This is a genomic window from Enterovirga sp., assembly GCF_035325185.1.
Classification (GTDB): Bacteria; Pseudomonadota; Alphaproteobacteria; order Rhizobiales; family Beijerinckiaceae; genus Enterovirga.
Genome location: NZ_DAOLAJ010000030.1, coordinates 1 through 26995, shown reverse-complemented (window position 1 = coordinate 26995; position 26995 = coordinate 1). Strand labels below are relative to the sequence as shown.

Here is a 26995-nt window from a genome sequence, read left to right as displayed (position 1 = left end):
CCTGTCATCCCCGGCGGCCCGAAGGGCCGGGAAGGGGATCCAGGGGAGCTCGCAGGCGGCTGCTCGCTCCGGCCGGAATGACAGAGGGGACCAGGCCCGCTGGCGGCCTCAGATCATCGGCAGGTAGCGCGGCTTCGGGCCGCGCGGGAAGGCGGCGTCGACCCGGGCCATCTGCTCCTCAGTGAGGAGAAGGGAGCCGGCAAGCGCGTTGTCCTCGGCATGGATGGCGCTCGCCGCCTTCGGGATCGCCAGGACCGGCTCCTCACGCACGAGGAAGGCCAGTGCGACCTGCCACGGGCTCGCCCGGACCTCCGCCGCGATCTGCCCCAGGACCCGCCCCCCCGCCGAGGACGCGCTCGGAAAGGAGCCGTTGCCGAGGGGGCTGTAGGCGACGACCGTGATCCTGTGATCCCGGCAGAACGGGATCACGGCATGTTCGATGGCCCTCTCCTCGAGATGATAGAGAACCTGGTTGCAGGCGATCCGCCCCTCCCCCGCGACGGCGACGGCCTCGTCCAGGTCCGCCTCGTCGAAATTGCTGACGCCGAAGGACAGGATCTTGCCCTGCCGTTCCAGCGTCTCGAAGGCGGCGAAGGTCTCCGCGAGGGGCACCGAGCCGCGCCAATGCAGCAGGTAGGAATCGAGCCGGTCGGTCTTGAGGCGCCGGAGGCTGCGCTCGCAGGCCGCGATCGTGCCGGCCCGCGTCGCGTTGTGCGGCAGGACCTTGGAGACCAGGAAGACCTGGTCGCGCCGCCCGGCAATGGCCTCGGCGACCAGCGGCTCGGCCTCGCCATACATCTCGGCCGTGTCGATATGCCCCATGCCGGCATCGAGTCCATGCCGGAGGGCCTGGATGGCGGCCGTGCGGGCATCCTCGTCGAGCCGCCAGGTGCCCTGGCCGATCACGCCGACCGGCCGGCCGGCAAAGCTGCGCAGACGCATCGCAGTCAAAGCCCCCGGGGAGGCAGGAGGCGGTCCCGCAGCCGATAGGCTGCGACCGCCGCCTGCGCCAGCTTGATCTGGCCGGGCAGTTCGCTCGGACGGAGCGTCGGCGAGCGCAGGCGGGGGCTCGTGGCGTCCACGCCCTCGATCACTTCGCCGATCCTGCCGGTCGCCAGCAGCTTTTCGACCTCTGCGGGCGAAATTTCGAGCGGCTGCGCCCAGAGCACGGTGTCGCCGAGCTGCCCCTGCGCGCCGAGAAGCCGCAGACGCCGATGCCAGCGGTAGCGGTAAAGGGCGCGGGACAGGGGCTCGAGCCGGCCGTCGCAGGCGCAATCGGGCTCCTCGCAGCGTACCCGCATCGTGTCGGCGACGCCGCCCTTGGCGCGGCCTTCGAGGCGCCCCGACGTCGCGACCACGATCTCCGGCGTGTGGCGGACGATGAGATCCGCCGCCTTGAGGCGTGAGACGAAGGCCCTGTCGTCGCCGAGCGCGATGGCCGGCATGCCGTCCACGCGGCGATAGGCCGCGAGGGTCACGGCGAGCGAGGCGCCCGATTGCGACCAATGCGTCGGCCAGGGATCGTGGCGCTCCGGGTCGATGCGGGCCGAAAGCTCCGTGAGGAGGCGCTCATAGGTCTCCTCGAGCAGGCCCCGCTCCCGCAGCGAGGCGGGAAGACGGGCCTCGTCCGCCTCGTCGAGCGCGATCTGGCCCGCGACGCCGTCGGCCCCGGCCGCGATCGCCGCGAGATTGAGGGCGATCCAGTTCGGGGGCACGCGGCTGTCGGCATCCGTGGTCAGGATGACGCCGTCCGTCGCGCCCACTTCCTCCAGCCAGTCGGCAGCCGCGTCCATGGCGCCGCGGCGGGCCCAGCCGGCATTGGCGTCGGGCGAGTTGCGCTCGACCATGCGCAAAGGCACGGCGAGGCGGGGCGCCAGTTCCCTGACCACCTCGATCGTGCCGTCGCTCGAATTGTTGACGAGCAGGACGACGGCGGAGCTGCCGGGCGCGATCCCCGCCTGGGCGCCGAGAGCTTCGAGGCAGGCGCCGATGCGCTCCGCCTCGTCTCGCACGGGGATGGCGGTGATCGCGCGCGGGCGCGCCTCGGGTCGGCTCGTATCGAGGATCAGGCTCATGGGGCGGTTGCTCGGGTGAATCGAAGCGATCAAGCCGGTTTGCGCGCGCGACGCAAGTGGACGGAGGGCGCGATCTGATCTATCGCGCCCTCCGGTCTGCGGAGCTTCCCGTCATGCGAGCCGATGACTTCCTTGCCGCGCTGGATGTGGCGCCGGTGGTCGATCTCGATGCGTTGGCGGGCCCGGGCGGCCTCGTCGTCCTCGCCCCGCACCCGGATGACGAGAGCCTCGGCTGCGGCGGGCTCATCGCCCAGGCGGTGGCGCGGGGACGGGACGTGCGGCTGGTCATCCTGACGGACGGCTCGGGCTCCCATCCCCTGACGCCGAGCTTCACCTCGCAGATGCTGCGCGACCTGCGCGAGGCGGAGACGCTGGCGGCGGTGGCGGCGCTCGGCCTGCCGGCCGGGCACGTGACCTTCCTGCGTCTCCAGGATGCCTGGGTGCCGCGCGAGGGACCGGTCGCCGAGGAGGCGGCCCGGACCCTGGTCGCGCTCGCCGCCGAATGCCGCGCCGGCGCGCTCCTCACCACCTGGCGTCACGATCCCCATTGCGACCACAAGGCGGCGGCCGCGATCGTCGACCTCGCCGCCGCCGCCCTGCCCGATCTGCGCGCCCTCGCCTTCACGGTCTGGGGCGGACGCCTCCCCCCCGATCTCGATGTCGGGGCGCCCCCGCGCGCGGTCCGCCTCGATGTCGGCGCGCAACGGGACGCCAAGAGGCGCGCCATCATGGCCCATGCCTCCCAGACGATCGGCCTTCCGGGCGACCATCCCGGCGCCTTCCGGCTGGAAGAGGCGATGATCGACCGGCTCTGCGGGCCGCACGAAGCCTATTTCGAGGCCACCCGATGACACGGCACAGGACGACGCTGCCGCCCGAGCATTTCGCCGGCTATTACGCCGAGGATCCCGATCCCTGGCGCTTCGCGACGAGCCCCTACGAGAAGGCCCGCTATGCCGCGACCCTCGCGAGCCTTCCCCGGCCGCACTACCTGAGCGGGCTCGAGATCGGCTGTTCCATCGGCATCCTGACCCGCCACCTCGCCGGGCGCTGCGACGCCGTGCTCGGGCTCGACGTCGTGCCCTCGGCCCTGGAGAATGCGCGGGCGAATTGCGCCGGCCAGCCGAATGCCCGGTTCGCTCTGCTTGCGGCGCCGGCCGAGTGGCCCGAGGGCCGCTTCGATCTGATCGTGCTGTCCGAGGTGCTCTATTTCTTCGACCGGACCGATCTCGCGCGTCTGGCCGGGCGGGTGGAGGGGGCGCTGCTGCCGGGCGGGAACGTGGTGCTCGTCCATTGGCTCGGCGAGACGAATTTCCCCCTCACGGGGGACGAGGCGGCCGAGGGCTTCATCGCGGCGACCGCCGGCTTCGCCCGGCCCGTCCGGCAGGACCGCGCCGCCGAATACCGGCTGGACGTATTGAGCCGCGAGGGATGAGAGATTCGATGGCCGGAACCAGCGTCGTCACGCTCAACAAGAACCGCCGCCCTCATCTCCTGCGGCTTCTCGAAGGGCTTGCGCGGGAGGGCGCCTCGCCCGACGAATGCGTCGTGATCGAGATGGGTGAGGATGAGGGGCCGCTGCCCGCCTTTCCCTTTCCCGTCACGCGCCGCTCGCTGCGCCGGGACGGCCTTCCCCTCGCGGCGGCGCGCAATGCCGGCCGGGACGCCGCAAGGGGCGACAATCTCGTCTTCCTCGATGTCGATTGCATTCCCTCGGAAAGTCTCGTGCCGCGGCTCGGCGGGCTTCTCGCAAGCCACGATGCGCTGATCTGCTGCGCCATCCGCTACCTGCCGGCCGGCGCCGTGCGGGACGGCTGGAGCGAGGCCGAGCTGCGGCGGGCCGGGCAGCTCCATCCCGTCCGCAACTTCCCGGAGGAGGGGGTTGCGGAGGAGTCGAATGCGGGCCTGTTCTGGTCCCTTGCCTTCGCGGTGCGCGCGGCGACCTTCGACCGGATCGGGGGCTTCGACGAGGGCTTCACGGGCTACGGCGCGGAAGATACCGACTTCTCCTTCCGGGCGCGGGAGGCTGGCATTCCGCTCCTCTTCGCGGGCGGCACCTGCGCCTATCACCAGCATCACGACGGCTACGATCCACCGCTCCAGCATTTCGACGACATCATCGCCAATGCCCGCCGCTTCCGCGCCCGGCACGGCTTCTGGCCGATGGACGGATGGCTCGACGCTTTCGCGGCGCGCGGCCTGATCGCGGCCGACCGCAGGCAGGACATCGACATCCTGCGCCGGCCGACGGCCGCGGAGATGGAAGCGGCGCGGCTGCCGGCCGACCGGGTCTTCTAAGGCCGGCGCCTCCCGGGAGGCGTCTCACCCGATTGCCCCATCCTCGGGCTGCGCGGCCCCTTGAGGCTTGCCGGGAACTTCCCTATAATGGGGTTCCTCCCCTCGATTGGTCGCCGCGCACGGGCCTTCCGTTGCGTCCAAGCTGCACCCCGCCGGCGGCCATCGACCTCAAAAATCCATCCCTTTCCGATCCGCTATCCGCGAGAGTGTTCCCCGATGAGGGAAGTGAAGCTTGAAGACCTGAAGGCGAAGTCGCCGACGGAATTGCTGGCCTTTGCCGAAGAGGTGGAGGTCGAGAACGCCAGCACCATGCGCAAGCAGGAGCTGATGTTCGCCATCCTGAAGCAGCTCGCGGCCCAGGAGACCGAGATCGTCGGGACCGGGGTGGTCGAGATCCTGCTCGACGGGTTCGGCTTCCTGCGCTCCTCCGATTCGAACTACCTGCCGGGTCCGGACGACATCTATGTCTCGCCCTCGCAGATCCGCCGCTTCGGCCTGCGGACCGGCGACACGGTCGAGGGGCCGATCCGGGGGCCGAAGGAGGGCGAACGCTATTTCGCCCTGCTGAAGGTCAACACGATCAATTTCGAGGACCCCGAGAAGATCAAGCACAAGGTCCATTTCGACAACCTGACGCCGCTCTACCCGGACGAGCGCATCAAGCTCGAACATGCCGAGGAAGGCGGAAAGCGGGACTTCTCGGCCCGCATCATCGACGTCGTGGCGCCGATCGGAAAGGGCCAGCGCGCCCTGATCGTGGCGCCGCCGCGGACCGGCAAGACGGTTCTCCTCCAGAACATCGCCAAGTCCGTCACCGCCAACCATCCCGAATGCTATCTCATCGTGCTGCTCATCGACGAGCGGCCGGAGGAGGTGACCGACATGCAGCGCTCGGTGAAGGGCGAGGTCATCTCCTCGACCTTCGACGAGCCGGCCCAGCGCCACGTCCAGGTGGCCGAGATGGTGATCGAGAAGGCCAAGCGCCTCGTCGAGCACGGGCGCGACGTCGTCATCCTGCTCGATTCGATCACGCGGCTCGGGCGCGCCTACAACACGGTGGTGCCGTCCTCGGGCAAGGTCCTCACCGGCGGCGTGGACGCCAATGCCTTGCAGCGCCCGAAGCGCTTCTTCGGCGCCGCGCGCAATATCGAGGAGGGCGGATCGCTCACCATCATCGCGACGGCGCTGATCGATACCGGCTCGCGCATGGACGAGGTGATCTTCGAGGAGTTCAAGGGCACCGGCAATTCCGAGGTCATCCTCGACCGCAAGGTCTCCGATAAGCGCATCTTCCCGGCGCTCGACATCACCCGCTCGGGCACCCGCAAGGAGGAACTGCTGGTTCCGCCGGACGTGCTCAAGAAGATGTACGTGCTGCGCCGCATCCTCAATCCGATGGGGACGGTCGATGCGATGGAGTTCCTGCTCGACAAGCTCCGGCAGACCAAGACCAATCAGGATTTCTTCGATTCGATGAACACCTGAGCGCGGCTGTTTTCACGTGAAAACCCCAAATGCTGCGCAACATGGCGCAGCATGAAGGGTGCGGAACGATGCGCAACCCTGGAGATCGGATTTCTTCCCACCGTCATGGCCGGGCTTGTCCCGGCCATCTCCATCCGCTGCGCAGCTTCGCTCCACCGGTCGCGAGAATATCGTCGTCATGGCCGGGACAAGCCCGGCCATGACGACGGTGCGTGAGGAGACACAGCCGGACACGATCTTCGCGTCCGCCTCGGGGCAGGGCAGGGCAGCAGTCGCGACGATTCGCATCAGCGGGCCCGACGCCTCCGGCCTGCTGCGGCGCCTGCTTTCCGGCAAGCTTCCCGCGCCGCGGCGCGCCTCCCTTCGCCGCCTGAGCGACCCCATGACGGGCGAAGTTCTGGACCAGGGCCTCGTGATCTGGATGCCCGGCCCGGCGAGCTTCACGGGCGAGGATCAGGCCGAGCTTCAGATTCATGGCAGCCCGGCCGTGCGGCGCGCCGTTCTGCGGGTTCTCGCCCAGGCTCCCGGCTGCCGCGCCGCCGAGCCCGGGGAGTTCACGCGCCGCGCCTTCCTCAACGGCAGGCTTGATCTGACGGCCGTCGAGGGCCTCGCCGACCTGATCGACGCCGAGACCGAGGCGCAGCGCCGGCAGGCTCTGCGGCAATTGGAAGGGCGCCTCGCGGGCGAGATCGCCTCCTGGCGGGAGCGGCTTCTCGCCCCCCTCGCCCCCCGCGGGGCCGCCCCGGACTTCTCGGACGAGGACGATGTGCCGGAGGACGTCGCGGCAGGCGCCTGCGCGGCGGGCGAGGCCGTCCGCCGCGAGATCGCGGCAGCCCTGGACCAGGCCGCACGCGGGGAGCGGGTGCGCGAGGGCTTCCAGGTCGTGATTGCCGGTCCGCCCAATGCGGGCAAGTCCACGCTTCTCAATGCGCTTGCGCGGCGCGACGTCGCCATCGTCTCGCCTGTTCCGGGCACGACGCGAGACGCGATCGAGATCCGTTGCGACCTCGGCGGCTTGCCGGTCACCTTCGTGGACACGGCCGGCCTGCGCGAGAGCGGGGACGAGGTCGAGCAGGAGGGAATCGCGCGGGCGCGGGCCCGGATAAGGGCGGCCGATCTCGTCCTCTGGCTCATGCCGGCCGACCGCGCCCCCGGGGAGGAAGCCGGCCTGCCACCGCTTTCCGAGCCGTCCCTCCGCGTCGCGACGAAGGCCGATCTCGGCTCCGCCCCGGCCGGCGCGCAGCTTGCGGTGTCGGCGCGGACCGGAGCCGGGCTTCCCGCATTGCTCGCCCGGATCGAGCAGATCGCGGGCGGCGTCATGGAAGGCGCGGGCGATGCCGTCCTGACGCGGGAGCGGCATCGGGCCGTGTTGTCTCGCGTTCTCGACTGCCTCGATCATGCCGCCATCGCGGGGCAGGGGGGAGCGATCGAACTGCTCGCGGAGGATCTGCGCTTGGCTTTGCGCCATCTCGGGCGCATGACGGGCGCGGTCGATGTCGAGGAGGTGCTCGACCGCATCTTCAGCAGCTTCTGCATCGGAAAGTGAACGTGTCTGGATTCGATGTCATCGTGATCGGAGGAGGCCATGCCGGCGCCGAAGCCGCCGCAGCCTCGGCGCGCCTCGGCGCCCGCACCGCTCTCGTGACCCAATCGGCGCGCACGGTCGGCGCCATGTCCTGCAATCCCGCCATCGGCGGGCTCGGCAAGGGTCATCTCGTGCGCGAGATCGATGCGCTGGACGGGCTGATGGGCCGTGCCGCCGACCGGGGCGGCATCCAGTTCCGCATGCTCAACCGGCGCAAGGGCCCGGCCGTGCGCGGGCCCCGCGCCCAGGCCGACCGCAAGCTCTATGGGCGCGCCATCCGCGCCGCCCTGGCCGAGACCCCGAATCTCGACGTGATCGAGGGCGAGGCCCACGACATCGAGATCGTCGGCGACAGGGTCGCCGGCATCGTGCTCGCCGACGGGCAGCGCTTCGCGGCGGGCGCCGTGGTGCTGACGACGGGGACTTTTCTCGGCGGCCTCATCCATATCGGGGAGAGGCAGATCAGGGCCGGCCGCTTCGGCGAGCCCCCCTCGGACGGGCTGTCGAAGAGCCTCGCGCGCTGCGGCTTCCCGCTCGGGCGGCTGAAGACGGGCACGCCGCCGCGGCTCGACGGGCGTACGATCGACTGGGCCGCCGTGGAGCACCAGGCGGCCGACGACGATCCGGTGCCCTTTTCCTTCCTGACCGAACGGATCACGGTGCCGCAGATCGAATGCGGCATCACCCGGACGGGGCCGGCGGCCCACGATCTGATCCGCGCAAGCCTGCATCGCTCGCCGCTCTATGGCGGGACCATCCAGGGGAGGGGACCGCGCTATTGTCCCTCGATCGAGGACAAGGTGGTGCGCTTCGCCGATCGCGACAGCCATCAGGTTTTCCTCGAGCCGGAGGGCCTCGACGACCCGGTCGTCTATCCGAACGGCATCTCGACTTCCCTGCCGGAGGATGTGCAGGCCGGCGTCGTGCGCTCGATTCCGGGCCTGGAGAAGGTCACGATCCTGCGGCCGGGCTATGCCATCGAATACGATTTCGTCGATCCGCGCGCGCTGAAGGCGACGCTGGAGACCAAGACGGTCGCCGGCCTGTTCCTGGCCGGCCAGATCAACGGCACGACGGGCTACGAGGAGGCGGCGGCGCAGGGGATCGTCGCCGGCATCAATGCGGCCCGCCGGGCGGGAGGGCAGGAGGGCCACATCTTCTCGCGGGCCGAATCCTATCTCGGCGTTCTGATCGACGATCTCGTCACGCGCGGCGTGACTGAGCCCTACCGCATGTTCACCTCGCGCTCGGAATTCCGGCTCAGCCTGCGCCCCGACAACGCCGACGAGAGGCTGACTCCTTTGGGGATGAGCCTTGGCGTCGTGGGAGGGGAGAGAGCGTCCCGCTTCGGCGCCTGGAGGTCGGACCTGGAGGAGGCGCGCGCAAGGTTCGGCGCGCTGGCCGCCACCCCGCGCGAGGCGGCGGTGGCCGGGCTCGCCATCAACCAGGACGGCATCCGCCGCTCGGCTTTCGAGCTTTTGTCGCGGCCCGATTGCCCGCCCGCGCGGCTCCTGGCCCTGTGGCCCGAACTCGCGGCGATCCCGCCCGGGATCATGGAGCGCCTCCAGACGGACGCGGTCTATTCAGTCTACCTGCATCGCCAGCACGAGGACATTGCCGCCTTCCGGCGCGACGAGGATGCGCTGCTGCCGGGCGACCTCGATTTCTCGGCGCTGCCGGGCCTTTCCCACGAGATCAGGGTCAAGCTCGCGGCCCTGCGGCCGGCGAGTCTCGGCCAGGCCGCGCGGCTCGAAGGCGTGACCCCGGCCGCGCTCACGATCCTAGCGGCCCATAGTCGCGCGGCCCGCCCGGCGGCGTGAGTGGAGCAGCTACCGGCAGACATCGCCCGGCATGTTTCACGTGAAACAGCCGAAAGGCTCGCGATCCTCGCCGCGGAGCTGCGTCGCTGGCAGCGGGCGCTGAACCTCGTCTCGCCGGCGAGCCTGCCGTATCTGTGGACGCGCCACATCGACGACAGCCTCCAGGTCGCCGAACTGGGCTCGGCGGCCGCAAGCTGGCTCGATCTCGGCTCGGGGGGAGGGCTGCCCGGCCTCGTCGTCGCGGCCGTCGATCCGGGCCGCCTCGTCACCCTGGTCGAGAGCGATGCCCGCAAATGCGCCTTCCTGCGCAGCACCGCCCGGCGGATGGGCGTGGCCGTGAATGTGCGGCAGGAGCGAATCGAGGATGTCCCGGCCGGGTCTCTTTCGCCCGATGTGGTGTCGGCCCGGGCGCTCGCTCCGCTCGCCCGGCTTCTCGCTTATGCACAACCTTTCCTGCGCAAAGGCGCCGTCGGTCTGTTTCCGAAGGGGCGAAACGCCGCGCTCGAATTGACCGAAGCGCAAGAATCCTGGATTTTCCAGGTCGACATCGTGCCAAGCCGGACGGATTCGGCCGGCCGCATCCTTCGAATCCGCGACTTTTCCGGTCCGCGCTCATGATGGTCGTCCAGTGACATCGAGCCCTCTCAGCTCCTCCCTCCGGGGGCAGCGCATTCCCCGCATCCTGGCCCTCGCCAACCAGAAGGGCGGCGTCGGCAAGACGACGACCGCCATCAATCTGGGCACCGCCCTCGCGGCGATCGGCGAGCGCGTCCTCGTCGTCGATCTCGATCCCCAGGGGAACGCCTCGACGGGGCTCGGCATCGAGCGCCGCCGCCGCATCGTCTCGACCTATCAGGTCCTGACGGGCGAGCAGGACCTGGCGGCGGCCATCCAGGAAACGGCCGTTCCGGGCCTCTCGGTCGCGCCCTCGACCATGGACCTGCTCGGGATCGAGCTGGAAATCTCCCAGCAGCGCGACCGCGCCCAGCGCCTGCGCCGGGCGCTCGCCGGCTTGCCGCCCCGGAGCGAGGACGGCGAGCCGCCCTTCACCTATATCCTGATCGACTGCCCGCCTTCGCTGAACCTGCTGACCATCAACGCGCTCGCGGCGGCGGATGCGGTGCTCGTGCCTCTGCAATGCGAATTCTTCGCCCTGGAGGGGCTGAGCCAGCTTCTCAAGACCGTCGAGCAGGTCCGCACCAGCCTCAACAGCCGGCTCTCGATCCACGGGGTCGTGCTGACCATGTTCGATCCGCGCAACAACCTCGCCAATCAGGTCGTGGCGGATGTGCGCCAGTTCATGGGGCCGAAGGTCTACGACACCGTGATTCCCCGCAACGTGCGGGTCTCGGAGGCGCCCTCGCACGGCAAGCCCGTGCTGCTCTACGACCTCAAATGCACCGGCTCGCAGGCCTACCTGCGCCTCGCCTCGGAGATCATACAGCGCGAGCGCATGCTCGCCGCCGCCTAGGGCCGGACGATGAGCCGGGAGACCATGATGGAAGAGCCTTCGCGCTCCCGCCTCGGGCGGGGACTCGCCGCCCTGATCGGCGATGTCGACGAGGAATTCGGGGGCGGGAGCGAGCGCCGGTCGGCCGGCTCCACCCGCCGGGTGCCGATCGAGTTCCTGCGCCGCAACCAGCAGAATCCCCGCACCCGCTTCTCCGAGGAGGAGCTGGCGGAACTCGCCGAATCGATTCGCGAGCGCGGCATCATCCAGCCCATCGTCGTGCGTGCGGTGCGCGATCTGCCGGATGTCTTCGAGATCATCGCGGGCGAGCGGCGCTGGCGGTCGGCCCAGCGCGCGGGCCTCCACGACGTTCCCGTGGTCGTGATCGAGGCCGACGACAAGCTCGCCCTCGAACTCGCGATCATCGAGAACGTCCAGCGCAGCGACCTCAATGCCCTCGACGAGGCGTCGGGCTACGAGCGCCTGATCGCGCATCACGGCTACAGTCAGGCCGATCTCGCCGCGACCCTCGGCAAGAGTCGCAGCCATGTCGCCAACACGCTGCGGCTCCTCAAGCTCTCCCCCCATGTGCGCAGCCTGATCGAGCGCTCGGAAATTTCCGCCGGCCACGGCCGGGCGCTTCTCGCCGTGGCCGATCCCGACGCGGTCGCGGATCGCATCGTCGAGCGCGGCCTGACGGTGCGCGACGTCGAGCGCCTCGCCCGGACGGAAGGGGAGGCCGGGCAGGAGGGGGATTCGACGAGCGAGCGCAGGCCCGGGCGGCCGCGCCGCAAGCGCGTCGTGGACAGCGACACCCGCGCCCTGGAGAAGGAGCTGGAGGCGGCGCTCGGCCTCGTGGTGGAGATCGACCACAAGGATCCCGGCGGCGAGCTGCGCATCCGCTACGCGACCCTGGAGCAGCTCGACGCTCTTGCCGGGCGCCTCAGGGCATAGCCCCCCGTCGAAACGGCGGTGCGTCAGGCGGCCTTGCGTCCGCGGGCGGCGATGCGGAACAGCGCGGAGGCGGCGAGGGCTTCGGACATGGCGGCCTGACGCCGCGTCTCCAGAATCGCCTCCTGGAGCGCCGCCACCACCTCCATGAGAGCAGAGGAGGTCCAGCGGCCGAGTTGGCGCGCGACCGCGTCGCGGCGGCTGAAATGCAGCCCCCGCCAGGCCCGCAAGACAGAAGCGGGGTCTTCCCCGCTTTCGACTGAGAGGCGTCCCCCCAGGAGCGCGAATGCGTGGCGCAGGGCAAGCGCCAGGAGCTGCGCGGGCGCGACACCGTTCACGGCGAGGTGGCGCAGGCCGGGCTCGAGCGCCGCGAGGTCGCCGCCGAAGGCCGCGTCGAGCACGGCATCGAGGCCGAGCGCCGAGACGTCGCTGACGACGGCCAGCACGTCGTCGCAGGTGACGCGCTCCTGCCCGCGGCAATAGAGGGCGAGCTTGGCCACCTCGCCGCGGCTGGCGAGGCGGTCGCCGCCGAGGGAATCGATCAGAAGCTCGCGCGCCTCGCGCTCGATGCCCAGCCCCTCGGCGGCGAGAGTCTCGGTGATCACGGTCGCAAGATCGCGCGTCTCGTCCGAATAGCAGGGAAGGGCGAGCGCCCGGGGCGATTTCTCGCAAAGCGCGCGGAGCGGCGAGGATCGTGCGAGGTCGCCTGCCTCGATCACGACCAGGGTGCCCTCGGGGGCCGCGTCGAGGCAGGCCGCGACGGCGGAGGCGATGTTGCGCGAGGTGGGGCGGACGAGGATGACGCGGCGCTCGCCGAAGAGCCCGTAGGTGGTCGCCTCCTCCACCAGCTTGCCGGGCCGATCGAGCAGGTCGTCGCCGTCGAGCCGGACGAGCTGGAAGGGATCGGCGGGATCCGTGACTTCCGCCCCGGCCGCCGCCCGCGCCCGCTCCGCGACGCGGCCGGCATCGGGACCGTGGAAGAGCAGCACGCAGATTTGGGCGGCGCGGTTCCGAACGGCGCGATCGACGTCGCCCGCCTTCACGGCCGTCACGAATCGGCCTCAGGGCGACGTGGCGAAGAGGGCGGCGAGGCGCTGCTTGATGTCGTCGGCAACCTGGGCAGATGCCCGCATCTCGGCGTCACGCGCGGCCCGGAGCGAGGCGAAGCGCTGCGGATCGCGGAAATAGGTCGCGGTCGCCCGCGCCACCCCGGCCGTGAGCTCCCGCTTCCCGTCGAGTGTGGTGAGGCGGTAGCGGGCGGTGACGTTGAGCATGCCCGCATTGGCGCGCCCGCTGGTCGTGTCGGCCGAGGTGATCTGAACGGCCTCCGCCGCGTCGATGACCAGCTTGTATCTCTTCTGCGCGGTCCGGCCCGAGCCGTCGAGGTCGAAGATCAGCTCGCTGCGCAGGAAGTGGCCGAGCCGTTCCTGCCCGCGCAGGGTGTTGATGGTGTCGACCTGGATGGCCGCCAGCGAGTCCCGCACGGGGACGCCCGAGGCGGTCGGCCCGTAGAGGGGGCGGAAGCAGGCGCCGAGCGCCAGCACCATTCCCGCGACCAGGAGGCGGCGCGATGCCCGGCGCCGGGACGAGCTAGACCACGACATTCACGATCCTCTGCGGCACGACCACGATCTTGCGCGGCGTGCGGCCTTCGAGCGCGCGCATGACGGGCTCCAATCCTAGCACGGCGGCTTCGACCGAAGTGTTGCTCGCATCACGCGGCACGGTGACATCCGCGCGTTTCTTGCCGTTGATCTGGACGGGCAGCGTGATCCGGTCCTCGACGAGGAGGCTCCGGTCGAGGGCGGGCCAGGGCGCTTCCGCCACGAGGCCGTCCTCGCCGAGCATGCGCCAGCATTCCTCGGCGAGATGGGGCATCATCGGCGCGAGGAGCTGGACCAGGATGCGCGCGGCCTCGCGCGCGGCCTCGGCGGCCTCCGGGTCCGGCGAGGCCGCGGCCCCGCCCTGCTCGGGCGCGACGGCGAGGAGCGCGTTGACCAGCTCGTTGATGCGGGCGACCGCGACGTTGAAATGAAGGCGCTCGAACGCCTCCTCCACGACGGCGAGGGCGCGATGCGCCGCCTTGCGGATCTCGAGGGCGCCGGCCTGCCCGGCCGCCGCGAAGCCGGGCGCCGCGATGCGGCCGACCAGCCGGTGGATGCGCTGCTGGAGCCGGCCCGCGCCCTGGACGCCCTCGTCCGACCAGATCGCATCGCGCTCGGGCGGGGAATCGGAGAGCATGAACCAGCGGGCCGTATCGGCGCCGTAGCCCGCGATGATGTCGTCGGGATCGACCGTGTTGCGGCGCGACTTCGACATCTTCTCGATCGGCCCGATCGTGACCGGTGCGCCGGTTTCGACGTGAAATCCGCGCCGCTCGCCGCCCGGCCCCGGCTCGATGCGGACTTCCGCCGGCTGGAGCCAGGCGCCGTCCTCGCCGCGATAGGTCTCGTGGACCACCATGCCCTGCGTGAACAGGCCCGCGAAGGGCTCGTCGAGCCCCGCCCAGCCCGTCTGGCGCATCGCCCGCGTGAAGAAGCGCGAATAGAGGAGGTGCAGGATCGCATGCTCGACCCCGCCGATATACTGGTCGACCGGCAGCCAGGAATCGACGATGTCCTTGTCCGTCGGCGCATCGTCGAGGTGCGGCGTCGTGAAGCGCGCGAAATACCAGGACGAATCCACGAAGGTGTCCATCGTGTCCGTCTCGCGCCGGCCCGGCTTGCCGCAGATGGGGCAGGGCACGTTCCGCCAGGTCGGATGGCGGTCGAGCGGGTTGCCCGGCTTGTCGAAGGTGACATCGTCGGGGAGCATGACCGGGAGGTCGGCGACGGGGACCGGCTGGGCGCCGCAGCTCTCGCAATGGATGATGGGGATCGGACAGCCCCAATAGCGCTGCCGGGAAATGCCCCAGTCGCGCAGGCGGTAGTTGGTCCGTCGCTCGGCCATGGGCAAGCCGCCCGGCGCCGTCTCGGCTTCGAGGCGGCGGGCGACCTCGTCGAACGCCTCGCCGGGCGTCATCCCGTCGAGGAAGCGCGAATGGATCATCCGTCCGTCGCCGTCATAGGCGGTGTCGGTGATCGTGAACGTCGTGGGATCCTGTCCCGGCGGGCAGACGACGGGCGTGTTGCCGAGCCCGTATCTGTTGACGAAATCGAGGTCGCGCTGGTCATGCGCCGGGCAGCCGAAAATGGCGCCGGTGCCGTAATCCATCAGGATGAAATTCGCGACATAGACCGGCAGCGTCCAGGTGGGATCGAAGGGATGGACGGCGCGGATGCCGGTATCGAAGCCGCGCTTCTCCGCCCGGTCGATATCGGCCTGGGAGGTGCCGCCGCGGCGGCATTCCTCGATGAAGCGGGCGAGGGCGGGGTCCCGCTCGGCGGCGGCGCGGGCGAGCGGATGATCGGGCGCGATGCCCATGAAGCGGGCGCCGAAGAGCGTGTCGGGCCGTGTCGTATAAACCGGCAACTCGACCTCGCCGTTCGGCGCCGTCGCCGGGTCGAGCGCGAAGCGCACGAGGAGCCCTTGCGACTTCCCGATCCAGTTGCGCTGCATCAGCCGGACCTTGTCCGGCCAGCGCGTCAGTGTGTCGAGCTGGGCATCGAGATCGCCGGCGAAATCGGTGATGCGGAAGAACCACTGCGTCAGCTCGCGCTGCTCGACCGGGGCGCCCGAGCGCCAGCCCTTGCCGTCGATGACCTGCTCGTTGGCGAGCACGGTCATGTCGACGGGGTCCCAGTTCACCTTCGCGGACTTGCGGTCGACGAGCCCGGCGGCCAGGAAATCGAGGAAGAGGCGCTGCTGCTGCTTGTAATAGGAGGGGTCGCAGGTCGCGAATTCGCGCGACCAGTCGAGCGACAGGCCCATCGACTTGAGCTGTGCCCGCATGGTCGCGATATTGGCATAGGTCCATTCCTTGGGATGGACCTTGTTCTGCATGGCGGCGTTCTCGGCCGGCATGCCGAAGGCGTCCCAGCCCATCGGATGCATGACGTTGAAGCCGCGCGCCCGCTTGTAGCGGGCGACGACGTCTCCCATCGCGTAGTTGCGCACATGGCCCATATGGATGCGCCCCGACGGATAGGGGAACATCTCGAGCACGTAGTATTTGGGCCGCGGGTCGTCGCTCTTGGAGACGAAGACCTCTCGGTCGGCCCAGGCCGCCTGCCATTTCGGCTCGGCCTCCTTGGCGTTGTAGCGCTCGGATGACATCGGTAGATGGCGATTTGATCGAGGGATCGGGCGGCCGGACAGGAGCCGACATGGCGGCGGAGACAAGCATTGCCGGGGGGGGGCGCCGTGGGCGCCGCGGCATGAGCGGCGTCGCGCAGAGCCTCGCCCGGGTCCGCGAGGAGATCGCCCGCGCCGAGGCCGATAGCGGGCGGGCGCCGGGCTCCGCGGCGCTGATCGCGGTGTCGAAGACCGTCGAGCCGGCCCGGATCGAGGACGCCTTGGGGGCGGGCCAGCGCCTGTTCGGCGAGAACTACGTCCAGGAGAGCCGGCGCAAATGGCCGGCCCTGCGGGAAGCCTGGCCGGATGCCGAGCTGCATCTGATCGGCCCCCTGCAATCGAACAAGGCCGAGGATGCGCTCGCCCTCTTCGACGCCATCCACACGCTGGACCGCCCCTCGCTGGCCAAGGCGCTCGCGAAGGCGGCGCAGAAGGCGGGGCGGCAGCCGCGCCTCCTGTGCCAGGTGAATACGGGGCGGGAGCCCCAGAAGGGAGGCGTCGACCCGGACGACCTGGACGCCTTCCTCGCCTCCTGTCGCGGCACCTACGGGCTCGCGGTGGAGGGCCTGATGTGCATCCCGCCCGCCGAGGATCCGCCTTCGCCGCATTTCGCCTGGCTTGCGCAGATGGCGGCGCGCAACGGCCTCGAGGTGCTGTCCATGGGCATGAGCGGGGATTTCGCCGCCGCGATCCAGCTCGGCGCGACCCATGTCAGGGTCGGGACGGCCATTTTCGGCGGGCGCGGCACGAATCCTGCGAAAATGTCGGAGACTGAGCAAAGTCCTGACAATTCGTAAAAACGCTTGTGCCGGCGGCCCGGCCGGATAAACTGCGTCCGGCTGGGGAGTGCGCGTATCATGAAGCTCTTCGTCGTTCCTGCGCTCGGACTTCTGCTGGCGGGATGCCAGCTCGTCGCCCAGCAGGCGAGCGCGCCGCCCGTCGCCTCCGTTCCGGCTCCCGCCGCCGTCCCGGCCTCGCCGCAGGCGGCCTTCGTCATCCTGCCGAAGCCGAGCCCGGAAGGCGTGCAGCGCTACGAGATCCGCTCGGCGGATCCGCGTGCGCATCTGCACGACTGGCCGCTGGCCAGCGAGATCCGCGCCTTCTCCCGGATGTCGGCCGCCCAGGGCGGCCCGACCTATTCGCTCGCCCCGCCGAAGCGGACCGAAATCGCCTCCTCGAGCTTCGATCCGAAGGAATGCGTCGTGGATCCCGGATTGCGGCGGACGCTAAAGTCCAAAAAACCGGTATGCTACACCGCCGAGGATGACGGATCGATCGTGGTCTACACGCTGCCCCGCTGAAGACCCGGCCGGGCGCGAGGCGATGCGCGTGAAGCGGTAATCGACCGTCAGGGCCCAGGAGGCGTCGAGCGCATAGGCGAGGCCGATCCCGGCCGTCCATCCCGCCGGCTGGCGGCGGAAGGGGCCACCCTGGCCGATCGCCGGGCCGGCATCGACGGCGAGCCGGAACCGATCGCTCAAGGCAAGGCCGGCGCTCAGCGTGAAGCGGGTGGCTCCTGCCCTCGACAGGTCGTTCGGGCCGCCAGCCGCACGGCCGAAGCCGGCCTGATGGCCGATTTCGGCGCCGAGAATCCAGGGCGAGGCGGGATCGGGGTTCCAGTCGAAGCGCAGGGCCGCGTCGGCGACGGGGCGGGATTCCCCCCCGCCCAGGGCGGCGCCGAGCCCCGCGCCGAGGGAGAGGCCGCTCCACCGGGAGCCGGTCCCGGCCGGCGAGGTCCAGCCGAAGGCCCGGCTCGACCTGTCGGCCTCGTGCAGGGCGAGGGTGGCAGGGGTCGGCGTGGTGATCGGATTGCCGTCGGCGATGGGACCGACGGTCACGATCCGCTCGGATTCGCAGAACTTCCTGGGCGCCCCGGTGGGCCCCGTCGCGAGGTAGCAGCGGACGTCCCCCGGAGGGGCCGGGCTTTCCGCCGCGGCGACAGGGAGCCGTCCACCGGCGAGGGCGACCGCGGCGGCGATGCAGGAGAGGCTGAAGGAAAGGTTGCGCGGCACGTCGGAACCCCGAGTTCCGCGCAGCTAATTGCGTTTATGGTTAACGGGCCGTTCCCGCGAGAGCCGGCCGCCGGAATCCGGCGAGGCCGCTCCACCAGGCCGGCCAGGATCGCCGGACGGCGATCACCGCAAATATCGGTGGATAACGCAGCACGTCCCGCGCGATGGCCTCCCATAGGCAGCTTTCGGCGGGCCTGCTTCCCTGACCGTGGGCTGACTGTCGCGGCCGGGGCGTCGTGCCGCGGCCATGCTTCAGTTGGCCGAGCCCGCCTTGTCGAGGGGACGCACGAGGAAGCTCAATTCCTCCGAGATCTGCTCGGATGGGCTTTCCTCGGAGGAGTTGATCATGGCGAGGGACAGCAGGTGCCGATACTGGTCCACGCTGGCGATGACGAGGCGATCACGTCCGTTCCGGGTCAGGACGACCGGCTCGGACAGGGCTTCATCGCAGAATGCGCTGAATCGCCTCACGAATTCCGCGCTCGGGACGCGTCTCATCAGCCGCTCCGGCGAATCCTTGGGTCAACCTGCCTTATACGTCGCTTCTGTCGCTGTCGCAAATTGCGCCGAGGATGCACCTTTATGAAAATACATAGTTGACAGACAATGTAAACAATTCATTATCCCCAGGCTGGCCAGCGATGGCGGCGTCCGGTTGTCACATAAAACAGTGAGGCGTTCATGAAGACTGTATATGGGATCCTAGCTGCCGCAGCCGGTCTCCTGGCTGTCTCGTCCCAAGCGCAGGCAGACGTTTTCACGTATCGCGCCCCCTACGTGGAGCCGACCGTCGTCTTCACCAAGTGCTTCATCGGTGCGACGGTTCGCGTGAACACCATGGGCCGGCTGGCCCGCGGTCCCCGCACGGCGGTCGTGGAGACCCCTTCCACCTGGTCCTCCACCCGCCAGGCTCCGGTCTATTTCATGACCCAGCGCGTGGTGCGGCCGCAGCATGTGTCGCTGACGCAGGGTCCCTGCCCGCTCTGAGGCGCAGACCGGTCGGCACGGACGCCGGCATTGCCTGCCGGCGCCCTGGCTTTCGAGGCCCGTCGATCCCGGCGTGAAAGCTTTCGTTCCCGCCCTCCGGAGACGATGCTTTCGCGCCGAGACTTGTATGGCGCGTGCTGCTCGGGTGCCGGATGATGTTGTTCCATGCCGCTTGACGGCGCCCATTTGGCTCCGCCCGGCATCGTCGGGCGAGACCGCAACGCTTTCCTTCAGTCCTTGCCTCGCCTGAGGTGATCCCAGACGGCGTCGACGAGGTCGTCGATCGCCTGCCCGCGAAGCCGCGCCGATGCGGGATGCCCGCAAATGATCCGCGCGAGCGAGGCCCGGTCCGGCAGGCCGAAATAGAGCCGCTCCGAATATCTGACGATTTCCAGGGCCTCGTCGCGCAGGTCCGGCCGCGACCGGGCGATGGCCAGGGCATGCAGCTTGATCATCGCCGCCGCGAGCGAGGCGCGCTGCGCCTCCGGATCGGCCACGATGTGGCGCAGGCAGGCGATGTCGAACTGGTCCTGTGAGAGGTCCTGTGCCATTTCGGGAAAGGCCCTGCCTTGACGGTCTGCTCGGGCCCGCTCGGCGCAAGCCGCGTGCAGGGTCTCCACCGGGCGCCGATCTCCCGCCTCGCAGAGTTAACCGGGGCCTCTCAGCCCACGATCGCGATCCGCGTGCTTTTCCCGACGAGGCCGGCGAGTTGCCGCAGCTTGTCCCGCCGCACCGCGATGCAGCCGTCCGTGGGCAGGAAGCCCGGACGCGCGGCGTGAAGGAAGATGGCGCTGCCTCGGCCCCGGCGGACGGGACCCCTGTTCCAATCCAGGTCGAAGACGATGTCGTAGAGGCGGTCGTCGCGCCACATCCGCTCGTGGGACGGCCCGAAGGGCAGCCGGACGGGCCGGTTGTAGCGTCCCGAACCGGGATCGTCGCACCAGCCGTCCCGCGTTCCGATCGGCCGGACGGGCACCTGCGCGCGCGGCCGGGGTCCGCGGTCGGGACGGTAGAGGATGGCGAGGACGCGCATCGCGGCGACGGGAGTGCCGCCGTCGCCTTCGCGCTTGCGGCGGACCGGGCCGCCCGCGCCGAGCGCGCAGGGCAGCGTGAGGGCTCCCGCGCGCAAATGCCCGCGCCGCCTGTCTCCGGGCGCGCGAAAGACGCGAATAACGTCGAGGCTGCGTCTCTTCACGGGCGGCGAGGGACTTCAACTGAGGGGCGGTGTCAAGATATAGGAGCGCATGCGCAGCTTCGCCCGGCGTCGCCGCCCCTCCCATCCGGCCGTCCTCTGATGTCGGCGGCCCACAGGCTTCTCGCCGTCGGGGGCGATGCGGTCCTGCGGGACCTCCTCGTCGAGCAATTGTCCCAGGCTTCCGATCTGGAGGTCGCTTTCTGCGAGAGCGGCGCGCAGATGCGCGCGCTCCTGGACGAGGAATCCTTCGACATCCTGCTGGCCGACGCGGCCCTTGCGGAGGGCGAAGGCCCGCGCCTCGCCGCGGCGATCCGGGAGGCGGGATTCCGCGGCCCGCTCATCCTGCTGGCCCCGGCGGCCGAGGAGGCCGATCCCGGCCTCGACCCGGAGGCGGGCGGGGTCGAGGTCGTCGTGAAGCCTTTCAAATTCGCCGTACTTCTCTCCCGGATCCGGGCGCTGCTGCGGGCACGCGAGGCGTCGGAGGAAGCCGCCGTGCCGATCGGACCCTATACGTTCCGGGCCGGGGCCAAGACGCTGACCAGCGCAGCCAGCGGATTGCTGCGCCTGACGGAGAAGGAGGCTGCGATCCTGCGCTTCCTGCACCGGGCGGGGGAGGCCATCGTCAGCCGCGACACGCTCCTGCAAGAGGTGTGGGGCTACAATTCCTCCGTGACGACGCATACGCTCGAGACGCATATCTATCGTCTCCGGCAGAAGATCGAGACCGATCCCTCGGCCGCGCGGATTCTCGTCACCGAGCCCGGCGGCTACCGGCTCGTGGCCTGAGGCGCCCTTGTCCCTGGACGATACCCTCGCGCTCCTCTCCGAGGCGGAGCTTTTCGAGCTGGTCGAGCGCGACGCCCTGCGCCTCATGGCCTTCGCGGCCGAAACGCGCCGGCTGCGGGCGGGCGAATACCTGTTCCGGGAGGGCGAGCGGTCGGACGGGGGCTATGTCGTCATGTCGGGCGCCCTGGCCGTCGGCAAGGAGAGCGGCGCGGCCGCGATCGCCGGCCGCGGCGCGCTGATCGGCCGCATCGCCCTTTTCGTGCGGATGAAGAGGCCGGTTTCCGCCGTGGCGCGCGAGCGCTCGGAGGTGCTGCGCATCTCTCCCACCATGATGAAGCGCATGCTCGAGGAATTTCCCGCCGCCGCCATCGCCATCCGCGACGCCCTGGCGGACGAACTCGCCGGCCTGTCCGCCGATCTCGAAGAGGCCCGCCGGCTTCTCGCCGGGGATGTCTCCTCCCGCGGCGCGGGCGCAAAATCGTGAAGGACAACGCATGACATCGCTGATCCACAGGCGCGGGCTTCTCGCCGGCGCCGCCTGTCTCCTGGCTCCCTCCCTGGCCCCTTCCTCTGCGCGGGCGGCTTGGCGGCCGTCCCATCCCGTCACGATCGTGGTTCCCTATCCTGCGGGTGGGGGGACGGACGTGCTGGCGCGCCTTCTCGCCCGCGAGCTGGCGACGATGCTCGAAGGGTCGGTCGTGGTGGAGAACGCGCCCGGAGCCTCCGGCGCGGTCGGCTCGCGCCGCGTCGCGCGGGCCGAGCCGGACGGCCATACGCTGCTCGTCACCACGAACCAGACCCATGCCACGAATCTCTCGCTGCTGAAGGGCGGGGGCGGCTACGATCCGGTGAAGGACTTCACGGTCCTCGGCGGCCTCGCCGATCTCCAGCACCTCCTGGTCGTGCGCAAGGGGCTCGAGGCGGGCTCGGTGAAGGACCTGATCGCCCGTGCCGGGAAGGAGCCGAAGCTCACCTGCGCCTCGACGGGAATCGGCTCGGCCTCGCACCTGACCATGGAGCTGTTCCAGGTGAAGACCGGCGTCGATTTCGTCCACGTCCCCTATCGCGGCGCGGCGCCGCTGCTCCAGGACATGGTGGGCGGGCGGATCGACCTCGCCTTCGCGACTGTGCCGACCGTCCTCGGGCAGGTCCAGGCCGGAGAATTGCGGGCGCTCGCCGTGGCCTCGCCCTCGCCCTCGCCCCAGGTTCCGGGCGTGCCGACGCTGGCGCAGGAGGGAGTGGCCGGGGTCGAGGCCGATGCCTGGATCGCCGCTTTCGCGCCGGCCGGCCTCCCGGCCGATATCCGCGCCCGCTATGTCGAGGCGATCGGTGCCATCCTCGCCCGGCCCGAGACGAAGGCGGCGATCGACACGCAGGGCATGTTGCCGAACTGGCGCGAGCCCGAAGCCTTCGCGGCCTTCCAGAAGGAGGATATCCGGCGCTGGGCGGAGATCATCAAGGCCGCCCGCGTCTCCATCGAATAGGCAGGCTCGAATCGATCGGGCTGATCCCTCGCCCCTGTCATCCCTGGTTCCGCTCCCAGGAGGCGGCGGCCTGCGCATCGGCTTCGGTCGCCGCGACCCAGGGGCCGAGCGTGCCGTCGACGAGATGCTCGCGCTTCCAGAAGGGCGCGCGCGTCTTCAGGAAATCCATCAGGAAAGCCGCCGCCGCGAAGGCGTCGCCCCGGTGCCGCGCCGCCGCGGCGACGATCACGATCCGTTCGCCCGGCCGGATCAGCCCGTAGCGATGCACGACGCAGAGGCCGAGGAGGGGCCAGCGCGCCGCTGCCTCGGCGGCCACGCGCCCGATCTCCTCCTCCGCCATGCCGGGATAATGCTCCAGCTCGAGCGCGGCGAGGCGTCCCTCCTCGCTGCGACACAGGCCGAGGAAGGTCGCCACGGCCCCGATCTCGGTCGTGCCGGCCGAGAGGGATTCGACGACGAGGGCCGGATCGAAATCCTCGCGCTGGACGGCGATCCGGGGGGGCATGGCGACGGGGAGCCTCGTCATGTCTAGCCGGCCGCGGCCTCGATCCGCTCCATATCCTCGTCGGAGAGGCCGAAATGGTGGCCGATCTCGTGGACCAGGACATGGGTGACGATGGCGCCGAGCGTCTCCTCGTTCTCGGCCCAGTAATCGAGGATCGGCCGCCGGTAGAGCCAGACCATGTTGGGGAACTGGCCCGTTTGGAGCGATTCGGCGGAGCCGCCCTGGGCGAGGCCGATGCCCCGGAAGAGGCCCAGGAGGTCGAAGGGGCTTTCGAGGCCCAGGTCTTCCAGCGTCTCGTCGTCGGGAAAATCGCTCACCCGCACGACCACGCCCTCGCACAGGCGGCGGAACGCTTCCGGCAGGGAGGCATAGGCTTCCCCGGCCATGTCCTCCATTTCGGCCAGGGAGGGGGCCTGCCGCTCGGCCCAGCCGCGAGAACCGGCCGCGCTCAGGTGGGGTTCAGGTCTCGCCATGCAGCATCCGTTGCGATCGAGGCGGGCGATCACGCTTACGGTTCATAAGGAGAGAGCACCATGTCCCTTCGTCAAGTCGTTCTCGCCCTGGCCGCCGGGATCGGGCTGAGCACCGCCGCCGCGGCGGCGCCCGTTTCCCCGCCGGCTTCCATGGGGATCGATTCGGGGCTGGTCCACAATGTCCAGCATTGGCAGCACCACCACCATCGCCGCTGGGATCCCCACCGCCGGGGCTGGCACCATCCGCATCACCGCCATTGGCACCATCGTGACCGCCATTGGCACCATCACCACGGCAGGCCACATCACCACCACCGCCGCCACGGCTGGTAGGAGGGCGGCCGCGAAGGCGGGGACGTCCCCGCCTTCGAAGCCGGTCGCTTCAGCCGCCGAAGCTGCGCACGTCGACGAAATGTCCCGCGATGGCGGCGGCGGCGGCCATGGCGGGGGAGACAAGATGGGTGCGGCCGCGATGGCCCTGCCGCCCCTCGAAATTGCGGTTCGAGGTCGAGGCGCAGCGCTCCTCGGGCGCCAGCCGGTCGGCATTCATGGCAAGGCACATGGAGCAGCCGGGCTCGCGCCAGTCGAAGCCGGCTTCCTTGAAGATCCGGTCGAGCCCCTCGGCCTCGGCATGCATCTTCACGATGCCCGAGCCGGGCACGATCCAGGCATTGACCCGCTCATGCACCTTCCGTCCGGCCACGATCGCGGCGGCGGCCCGAAGGTCCTCGATGCGGCTGTTCGTGCAGGAGCCGATGAAGACGCGGTCGATGGGGATGTCGGTGATCTTCGTCCCGGCCGTGAGCCCCATATAGGCGAGGGCGCGGCGCTTGGAGGCGCGGGCGTTCTCGTCCTCGATCAGCTCCGGATCCGGCACCACGCCCGTGATGGATACCACGTCCTCGGGGCTCGTGCCCCAGGTGACGACCGGCGGGAGGTTGGATCCGTCGAGCCGGACCACCTTGTCGAAATGGGCGCCCTCGTCCGAGGCCAGGGTCTCCCAGTAGCGGCGGGCGGCATCGAAGGCGGCGCCCTTGGGCGCCTTGGGCTTGTCCTTCACATAGGCGAAGGTGGTCTCGTCGGGCGCGACCATGCCGGCGCGCGCGCCCCCCTCGATCGACATGTTGCAGACGGTCATGCGCCCTTCCATCGACATGGCGCGGAAGACCTCGCCCGCATATTCGATGACGTGGCCGGTGCCGCCGGCCGTGCCGGTCTCGCCGATGATGGAGAGGGTGACGTCCTTCGGGGTCACGCCGGGCGGCAGCTTGCCGTCGACGACGACCCGCATGTTCCTCATCTTCTTCTGGATCAGCGTCTGCGTCGCGAGGACGTGCTCGACCTCCGAGGTGCCGATGCCGTGGGCGAGCGCCCCGAAGGCGCCGTGGGTGGAGGTGTGGCTGTCGCCGCACACGATGGTCATGCCCGGGAGCGTGAAGCCCTGCTCGGGCCCGATCATGTGGACGATGCCCTGGCGGACATCCAGCTCGTCGTAATATTCGACGCCGAACTCGCGCGCGTTCATCGCCAGCGTCTCGACCTGGATGCGCGATTCCTCGTCGTCGATCCCGGCCCGGCGGTCGGTGGTGGGCACGTTGTGATCGACGACGGCCAGCGTCTTCTCGGGCGCCCGCACCTTGCGGCCGGCGGCGCGCAGGCCCTCGAAAGCCTGCGGGCTCGTCACCTCGTGCACGAGGTGGCGGTCGATATAGAGAAGGCAGGTCCCGTCCTCGGCCCGGTCGATGACGTGGTCGTCCCAAATCTTGTCATAGAGGGTGCGGGGGGCGGACATGGTTCTGGCTGCTCGATTGGACCTCGACTGGACCGTCTCTAATCTTCCGCGGCTGCGATCGGAAGATGTCTTTCGGGCGCATCAGGCATGATCCCGGAAAGCGGAAATCCGGTTCGGAAAGGAGCATGCCCGGGCAATAAAGACGGGCGGCATTGACAGGGCCGCGCCGCTCGGCTCTGCCGGCAGGCCGAACGAGGGAGTCCCGCATGACCGCCGCGCTTCGCCGTCTTCGCCATCCCGGCCCCCCGCTCGAGCCGCGGGCGGAAATCGTGGCCGGAACGGGAAAGGTCGTGACGGCCGTTCTCCCGGCCGGGGCGAGCCTGCACGACGCCGTCGCGCGCGAGCTGGGCGCGCGGGGAATCGCCAGCGCCGTCCTCACCTTCGGCGAGATCGTCCTGGACCCGCTCGTCTATTACCTGCCGGCCCTCGTCGAGGGATCCTATCCGCGCTTCTGGTACAGCGAGGGGCAGAAGCCCGAGGGCGGCGGCCGGCTGGACATGGCCCAGGCGAGCTTCGGCCGGCGGGACGGGGAGCCCTTCATCCATTGCCACGCCGTCTGGCTGGAGCGGGACGGGCAATGGCATGGCGGCCACGTGGTGCCTGCCGAATCCGTGCTCGCCCGCCCGGCCGAGGTCAGGATCGCCACCCTGCCCGGCGCCGCGATCCTCTCCGAGCACGATCCCGAGACCGACTACCAGCTCTTCCATCCGGTCCGTATCGAGGCGGAAGCGCCGGGCGCCGGGGGCGTGCGCATGGCCTATATCCGCGTGAAGCCGAACGAGGATATCGTCCGCGCGGCGGAGGAGGCGTGCCGGCAGCTCGGCTACGAGACCGCGACCCTGCGCGGCCTCGGCAGTCTCATCGGCGCCCGCTTCGCCGACGGCACCGTGCTCGACGACATGGGCTCCGAGGTGCTGGTCACGTCCGGACGGGTCGCGCCCGGCCCGGACGGCGATCCGCGTGCGGAGCTGGAGATCTGCTTTTCGGGCTTCAGCGGCCTCGCCTCGCGCGGGCGCCTGCTGCGCGGGGAGAATCCCGTCTGCATCACCTTCGAGCTGCTGGTCGAGGAAGGCTGAGTCCGCTCCCCCGCTTGCCAGGGCCGGCCCCCGATGCGACGGCGGAGCGGTGGAGGGCGCCATGATCGGCAAGCTGCGGGGCGTGATCGACAGCCAGGGCGAGGATTTCGTCATCGTGGATGTCGGCGGGGTCGGCTATGTGGTGCATTGCTCGAGCCGGACGCTCCAGAACCTCCCGGCCCAGGGCGAGGCGGCGAGCCTCTCGATCGAGACCCATGTCCGCGAGGACATGATCCGGCTCTACGGGTTCCGGTCCGACCAGGAGCGCGAATGGTTCCGCCTTCTCCAGGGCGTGCAGGGCGTGGGCGCCAAGGTGGCGCTCGCGATCCTCTCGGTTCTCGAGCCCGGGGCGCTGGCCGCCGCGATCGCGACCGGCGACAGGACGGCGATCGCGCGCGCGCCGGGCGTCGGGCCCAAGCTCGCCGCCCGCATCGCGGCGGAGATGAAGGACAAGGCGCCTGCCTTCGGGGACGCCGGTCCCGTGGCCGCATTCCTGCCCGGTGCGATCGAGGACAGGTCGGCTCCCCCCGCCGTGGCCGATGCGGTCTCGGCCCTCGTCAATCTCGGCTACGGGCAGTCCCAGGCCGCGGCCGCGATCGCCGCCGCCTTGCGGAGCGCCCCGGAGGGCGCCGGCGCGCCGGCGCTCATTCGGCTCGGGCTGAGGGAGCTGGCCAAGGGCTGAGAGCCTGCCGGGGCCCCCGGCTCAGAGAGGTCGCTTCAGCTTCTTGGCGATGACGCCGACGACGCCCTCGCGGAACAGGAGGACGCAGAGCACGAAGATGAAGCCC

At 70.1% G+C, this 26995-nt stretch carries 30 protein-coding genes; 18 read left to right on the top strand and 12 right to left on the bottom strand.

Features of this window, described 5'->3' with window-relative positions; all coding sequences use genetic code 11:
* Positions 1-108: 108 nt before the first annotated feature.
* Entirely contained in the window at positions 109-942 is an 834-nt protein-coding gene (locus tag PKD06_RS08315) for an aldo/keto reductase (RefSeq protein ID WP_324379420.1), read from the bottom strand.
* 5 nt (positions 943-947) lie between these two features.
* Positions 948-2075 carry a glycosyltransferase gene (locus tag PKD06_RS08310; protein ID WP_324379417.1) on the bottom strand — a complete coding sequence of 376 codons (1128 nt, stop codon included), beginning with the start codon at positions 2073-2075 and terminating at the stop codon, positions 948-950.
* A 113-nt stretch (positions 2076-2188) separates the two neighbouring features.
* On the opposite strand from PKD06_RS08310, the gene PKD06_RS08305 reads away from it, so the two are divergent.
* The 9 genes from PKD06_RS08305 to PKD06_RS08265 all read left to right on the top strand — a co-directional run bounded on the left by PKD06_RS08305 (position 2189) and on the right by PKD06_RS08265 (position 11667).
* Positions 2189-2926, top strand: coding sequence for a PIG-L deacetylase family protein (locus PKD06_RS08305; protein WP_324379415.1), 738 nt, complete (start codon positions 2189-2191; stop codon positions 2924-2926).
* Positions 2923-3510: an SAM-dependent methyltransferase gene (locus tag PKD06_RS08300; protein ID WP_324379413.1), complete on the top strand. Its 588-nt coding sequence runs from the start codon at positions 2923-2925 to the stop codon at positions 3508-3510. Before PKD06_RS08305 ends, PKD06_RS08300 begins: the two co-directional genes overlap by 4 nt.
* Before the next feature lie 8 nt (positions 3511-3518).
* The gene (locus PKD06_RS08295) at positions 3519-4373 is read left to right on the top strand and encodes a glycosyltransferase (protein WP_324379411.1); all 855 of its coding nucleotides are present in this window, start codon (positions 3519-3521) and stop codon (positions 4371-4373) included.
* A 216-nt stretch (positions 4374-4589) separates the two neighbouring features.
* A complete protein-coding gene (gene rho, locus PKD06_RS08290) occupies positions 4590-5858 on the top strand; it encodes a transcription termination factor Rho (RefSeq protein ID WP_324379409.1) in 1269 nt (422 codons plus the stop codon).
* A 199-nt stretch (positions 5859-6057) separates the two neighbouring features.
* A complete protein-coding gene (mnmE, locus tag PKD06_RS08285) occupies positions 6058-7404 on the top strand; it encodes a tRNA uridine-5-carboxymethylaminomethyl(34) synthesis GTPase MnmE (protein ID WP_324379407.1) in 1347 nt (448 codons plus the stop codon).
* Between the two features lie 2 nt (positions 7405-7406).
* Entirely contained in the window at positions 7407-9263 is a 1857-nt protein-coding gene (gene mnmG, locus PKD06_RS08280; RefSeq protein ID WP_324379405.1) for a tRNA uridine-5-carboxymethylaminomethyl(34) synthesis enzyme MnmG, read from the top strand.
* Positions 9264-9881 (top strand): 16S rRNA (guanine(527)-N(7))-methyltransferase RsmG, encoded by a 618-nt coding sequence (gene rsmG / locus PKD06_RS08275; RefSeq protein WP_324379403.1) that lies wholly within the window; start codon positions 9264-9266, stop codon positions 9879-9881.
* Between the two features lie 10 nt (positions 9882-9891).
* Positions 9892-10734 carry a ParA family protein gene (locus PKD06_RS08270; protein ID WP_324379401.1) on the top strand — a complete coding sequence of 281 codons (843 nt, stop codon included), beginning with the start codon at positions 9892-9894 and terminating at the stop codon, positions 10732-10734.
* A gap of 24 nt (positions 10735-10758) precedes the next feature.
* Positions 10759-11667 carry a ParB/RepB/Spo0J family partition protein gene (locus PKD06_RS08265; RefSeq protein ID WP_324379399.1) on the top strand — a complete coding sequence of 303 codons (909 nt, stop codon included), beginning with the start codon at positions 10759-10761 and terminating at the stop codon, positions 11665-11667.
* A gap of 23 nt (positions 11668-11690) precedes the next feature.
* Here PKD06_RS08265 and holA read toward each other — a convergent pair whose 3' ends face one another.
* Genes holA through leuS form a run of 3 tightly spaced genes read right to left on the bottom strand, consistent with a single transcriptional unit; the run spans position 11691 to position 15879 of the window.
* Positions 11691-12716, bottom strand: coding sequence for a DNA polymerase III subunit delta (gene holA, locus PKD06_RS08260; RefSeq protein ID WP_324379397.1), 1026 nt, complete (start codon positions 12714-12716; stop codon positions 11691-11693).
* 9 nt (positions 12717-12725) lie between these two features.
* The gene (gene lptE / locus PKD06_RS08255; protein WP_324379395.1) at positions 12726-13268 is read right to left on the bottom strand and encodes an LPS assembly lipoprotein LptE; all 543 of its coding nucleotides are present in this window, start codon (positions 13266-13268) and stop codon (positions 12726-12728) included.
* Positions 13255-15879, bottom strand: coding sequence for a leucine--tRNA ligase (gene leuS, locus PKD06_RS08250; protein WP_324379393.1), 2625 nt, complete (start codon positions 15877-15879; stop codon positions 13255-13257). Before leuS ends, lptE begins: the two co-directional genes overlap by 14 nt.
* A 50-nt stretch (positions 15880-15929) precedes the next feature.
* Between leuS and PKD06_RS08245 the strand changes: the two genes are divergently transcribed.
* Both PKD06_RS08245 and PKD06_RS08240 read left to right on the top strand, forming a co-directional pair.
* Positions 15930-16694: a YggS family pyridoxal phosphate-dependent enzyme gene (locus PKD06_RS08245; protein WP_324379391.1), complete on the top strand. Its 765-nt coding sequence runs from the start codon at positions 15930-15932 to the stop codon at positions 16692-16694.
* A gap of 60 nt (positions 16695-16754) precedes the next feature.
* A complete protein-coding gene (locus PKD06_RS08240; RefSeq protein WP_324379389.1) occupies positions 16755-17198 on the top strand; it encodes a hypothetical protein in 444 nt (147 codons plus the stop codon).
* Here the strand turns inward: PKD06_RS08240 and PKD06_RS08235 are convergent.
* Together PKD06_RS08235 and PKD06_RS08230 are read right to left on the bottom strand one after the other, a co-directional pair.
* Positions 17124-17909 carry an outer membrane beta-barrel protein gene (locus PKD06_RS08235; RefSeq protein ID WP_324379387.1) on the bottom strand — a complete coding sequence of 262 codons (786 nt, stop codon included), beginning with the start codon at positions 17907-17909 and terminating at the stop codon, positions 17124-17126. The two genes, PKD06_RS08240 and PKD06_RS08235, sit on opposite strands and share 75 nt — an antisense overlap.
* A 252-nt stretch (positions 17910-18161) precedes the next feature.
* Positions 18162-18407: a type II toxin-antitoxin system Phd/YefM family antitoxin gene (locus PKD06_RS08230; protein ID WP_324379385.1), complete on the bottom strand. Its 246-nt coding sequence runs from the start codon at positions 18405-18407 to the stop codon at positions 18162-18164.
* A 183-nt stretch (positions 18408-18590) separates the two neighbouring features.
* On the opposite strand from PKD06_RS08230, the gene PKD06_RS08225 reads away from it, so the two are divergent.
* Positions 18591-18896: a hypothetical protein gene (locus PKD06_RS08225; protein ID WP_324379383.1), complete on the top strand. Its 306-nt coding sequence runs from the start codon at positions 18591-18593 to the stop codon at positions 18894-18896.
* Between the two features lie 230 nt (positions 18897-19126).
* Here PKD06_RS08225 and PKD06_RS08220 read toward each other — a convergent pair whose 3' ends face one another.
* Both PKD06_RS08220 and PKD06_RS08215 read right to left on the bottom strand, forming a co-directional pair.
* A complete protein-coding gene (locus PKD06_RS08220) occupies positions 19127-19447 on the bottom strand; it encodes a hypothetical protein (protein ID WP_324379380.1) in 321 nt (106 codons plus the stop codon).
* Between the two features lie 110 nt (positions 19448-19557).
* The gene (locus tag PKD06_RS08215; RefSeq protein ID WP_324379378.1) at positions 19558-20091 is read right to left on the bottom strand and encodes a L,D-transpeptidase family protein; all 534 of its coding nucleotides are present in this window, start codon (positions 20089-20091) and stop codon (positions 19558-19560) included.
* Between the two features lie 99 nt (positions 20092-20190).
* On the opposite strand from PKD06_RS08215, the gene PKD06_RS08210 reads away from it, so the two are divergent.
* From PKD06_RS08210 to PKD06_RS08200, 3 genes are read left to right on the top strand one after another with little or no spacing between them, the layout of a single operon-like run.
* A complete protein-coding gene (locus PKD06_RS08210; RefSeq protein ID WP_324379377.1) occupies positions 20191-20877 on the top strand; it encodes a response regulator transcription factor in 687 nt (228 codons plus the stop codon).
* 7 nt (positions 20878-20884) lie between these two features.
* Entirely contained in the window at positions 20885-21361 is a 477-nt protein-coding gene (locus tag PKD06_RS08205) for a Crp/Fnr family transcriptional regulator (protein ID WP_324379374.1), read from the top strand.
* Positions 21362-21371: 10 nt separating this feature from the next.
* On the top strand, positions 21372-22361 hold the full coding sequence (locus PKD06_RS08200) for a tripartite tricarboxylate transporter substrate binding protein (protein ID WP_324379372.1): 990 nt from the start codon (positions 21372-21374) through the stop codon (positions 22359-22361).
* Positions 22362-22398: 37 nt separating this feature from the next.
* Here PKD06_RS08200 and PKD06_RS08195 read toward each other — a convergent pair whose 3' ends face one another.
* Positions 22399-22866, bottom strand: a complete 468-nt coding sequence (locus tag PKD06_RS08195; RefSeq protein ID WP_324379440.1) for a molybdenum cofactor biosynthesis protein MoaE — start codon at positions 22864-22866, stop codon at positions 22399-22401.
* A 23-nt stretch (positions 22867-22889) separates the two neighbouring features.
* Positions 22890-23339 (bottom strand): metallopeptidase family protein, encoded by a 450-nt coding sequence (locus tag PKD06_RS08190; RefSeq protein WP_324379370.1) that lies wholly within the window; start codon positions 23337-23339, stop codon positions 22890-22892.
* 60 nt (positions 23340-23399) lie between these two features.
* On the opposite strand from PKD06_RS08190, the gene PKD06_RS08185 reads away from it, so the two are divergent.
* A complete protein-coding gene (locus tag PKD06_RS08185; protein ID WP_324379369.1) occupies positions 23400-23672 on the top strand; it encodes a hypothetical protein in 273 nt (90 codons plus the stop codon).
* 49 nt (positions 23673-23721) lie between these two features.
* Here PKD06_RS08185 and leuC read toward each other — a convergent pair whose 3' ends face one another.
* The gene (gene leuC / locus PKD06_RS08180) at positions 23722-25131 is read right to left on the bottom strand and encodes a 3-isopropylmalate dehydratase large subunit (protein ID WP_324379367.1); all 1410 of its coding nucleotides are present in this window, start codon (positions 25129-25131) and stop codon (positions 23722-23724) included.
* Between the two features lie 206 nt (positions 25132-25337).
* Here leuC and PKD06_RS08175 point away from each other — a divergent pair, with 206 nt between their 5' ends.
* Together PKD06_RS08175 and ruvA are read left to right on the top strand one after the other, a co-directional pair.
* On the top strand, positions 25338-26207 hold the full coding sequence (locus PKD06_RS08175) for a DUF296 domain-containing protein (protein ID WP_324379365.1): 870 nt from the start codon (positions 25338-25340) through the stop codon (positions 26205-26207).
* Positions 26208-26268: 61 nt separating this feature from the next.
* Entirely contained in the window at positions 26269-26889 is a 621-nt protein-coding gene (gene ruvA, locus PKD06_RS08170) for a Holliday junction branch migration protein RuvA (RefSeq protein ID WP_324379363.1), read from the top strand.
* Positions 26890-26995: the final 106 nt, after the last annotated feature.

Bases quoted from the DNA above. Each gene is read 5' to 3' on its own strand.
- PKD06_RS08315 (WP_324379420.1), bottom strand. From the start codon at position 942: ATGCGTCTGCGCAGCTTTGCCGGCCGGCCGGTCGGCGTGATCGGCCAG.
- PKD06_RS08310 (WP_324379417.1), bottom strand. From the start codon at position 2,075: ATGAGCCTGATCCTCGATACGAGCCGACCCGAGGCGCGCCCGCGCGCG.
- PKD06_RS08305 (WP_324379415.1), top strand. From the start codon at position 2,189: ATGCGAGCCGATGACTTCCTTGCCGCGCTGGATGTGGCGCCGGTGGTC.
- PKD06_RS08300 (WP_324379413.1), top strand. From the start codon at position 2,923: ATGACACGGCACAGGACGACGCTGCCGCCCGAGCATTTCGCCGGCTAT.
- PKD06_RS08295 (WP_324379411.1), top strand. From the start codon at position 3,519: ATGGCCGGAACCAGCGTCGTCACGCTCAACAAGAACCGCCGCCCTCAT.
- rho (WP_324379409.1), top strand. From the start codon at position 4,590: ATGAGGGAAGTGAAGCTTGAAGACCTGAAGGCGAAGTCGCCGACGGAA.
- mnmE (WP_324379407.1), top strand. From the start codon at position 6,058: ATGACGACGGTGCGTGAGGAGACACAGCCGGACACGATCTTCGCGTCC.
- PKD06_RS08265 (WP_324379399.1), top strand. From the start codon at position 10,759: ATGATGGAAGAGCCTTCGCGCTCCCGCCTCGGGCGGGGACTCGCCGCC.
- lptE (WP_324379395.1), bottom strand. From the start codon at position 13,268: ATGTCGTGGTCTAGCTCGTCCCGGCGCCGGGCATCGCGCCGCCTCCTG.
- leuS (WP_324379393.1), bottom strand. From the start codon at position 15,879: ATGTCATCCGAGCGCTACAACGCCAAGGAGGCCGAGCCGAAATGGCAG.
- PKD06_RS08245 (WP_324379391.1), top strand. From the start codon at position 15,930: ATGGCGGCGGAGACAAGCATTGCCGGGGGGGGGCGCCGTGGGCGCCGC.
- PKD06_RS08240 (WP_324379389.1), top strand. From the start codon at position 16,755: ATGAAGCTCTTCGTCGTTCCTGCGCTCGGACTTCTGCTGGCGGGATGC.
- PKD06_RS08230 (WP_324379385.1), bottom strand. From the start codon at position 18,407: ATGAGACGCGTCCCGAGCGCGGAATTCGTGAGGCGATTCAGCGCATTC.
- PKD06_RS08225 (WP_324379383.1), top strand. From the start codon at position 18,591: ATGAAGACTGTATATGGGATCCTAGCTGCCGCAGCCGGTCTCCTGGCT.
- PKD06_RS08220 (WP_324379380.1), bottom strand. From the start codon at position 19,447: ATGGCACAGGACCTCTCACAGGACCAGTTCGACATCGCCTGCCTGCGC.
- PKD06_RS08210 (WP_324379377.1), top strand. From the start codon at position 20,191: ATGTCGGCGGCCCACAGGCTTCTCGCCGTCGGGGGCGATGCGGTCCTG.
- PKD06_RS08200 (WP_324379372.1), top strand. From the start codon at position 21,372: ATGACATCGCTGATCCACAGGCGCGGGCTTCTCGCCGGCGCCGCCTGT.
- PKD06_RS08195 (WP_324379440.1), bottom strand. From the start codon at position 22,866: ATGCCCCCCCGGATCGCCGTCCAGCGCGAGGATTTCGATCCGGCCCTC.
- PKD06_RS08190 (WP_324379370.1), bottom strand. From the start codon at position 23,339: ATGGCGAGACCTGAACCCCACCTGAGCGCGGCCGGTTCTCGCGGCTGG.
- PKD06_RS08185 (WP_324379369.1), top strand. From the start codon at position 23,400: ATGTCCCTTCGTCAAGTCGTTCTCGCCCTGGCCGCCGGGATCGGGCTG.
- leuC (WP_324379367.1), bottom strand. From the start codon at position 25,131: ATGTCCGCCCCCCGCACCCTCTATGACAAGATTTGGGACGACCACGTC.
- PKD06_RS08175 (WP_324379365.1), top strand. From the start codon at position 25,338: ATGACCGCCGCGCTTCGCCGTCTTCGCCATCCCGGCCCCCCGCTCGAG.
- ruvA (WP_324379363.1), top strand. From the start codon at position 26,269: ATGATCGGCAAGCTGCGGGGCGTGATCGACAGCCAGGGCGAGGATTTC.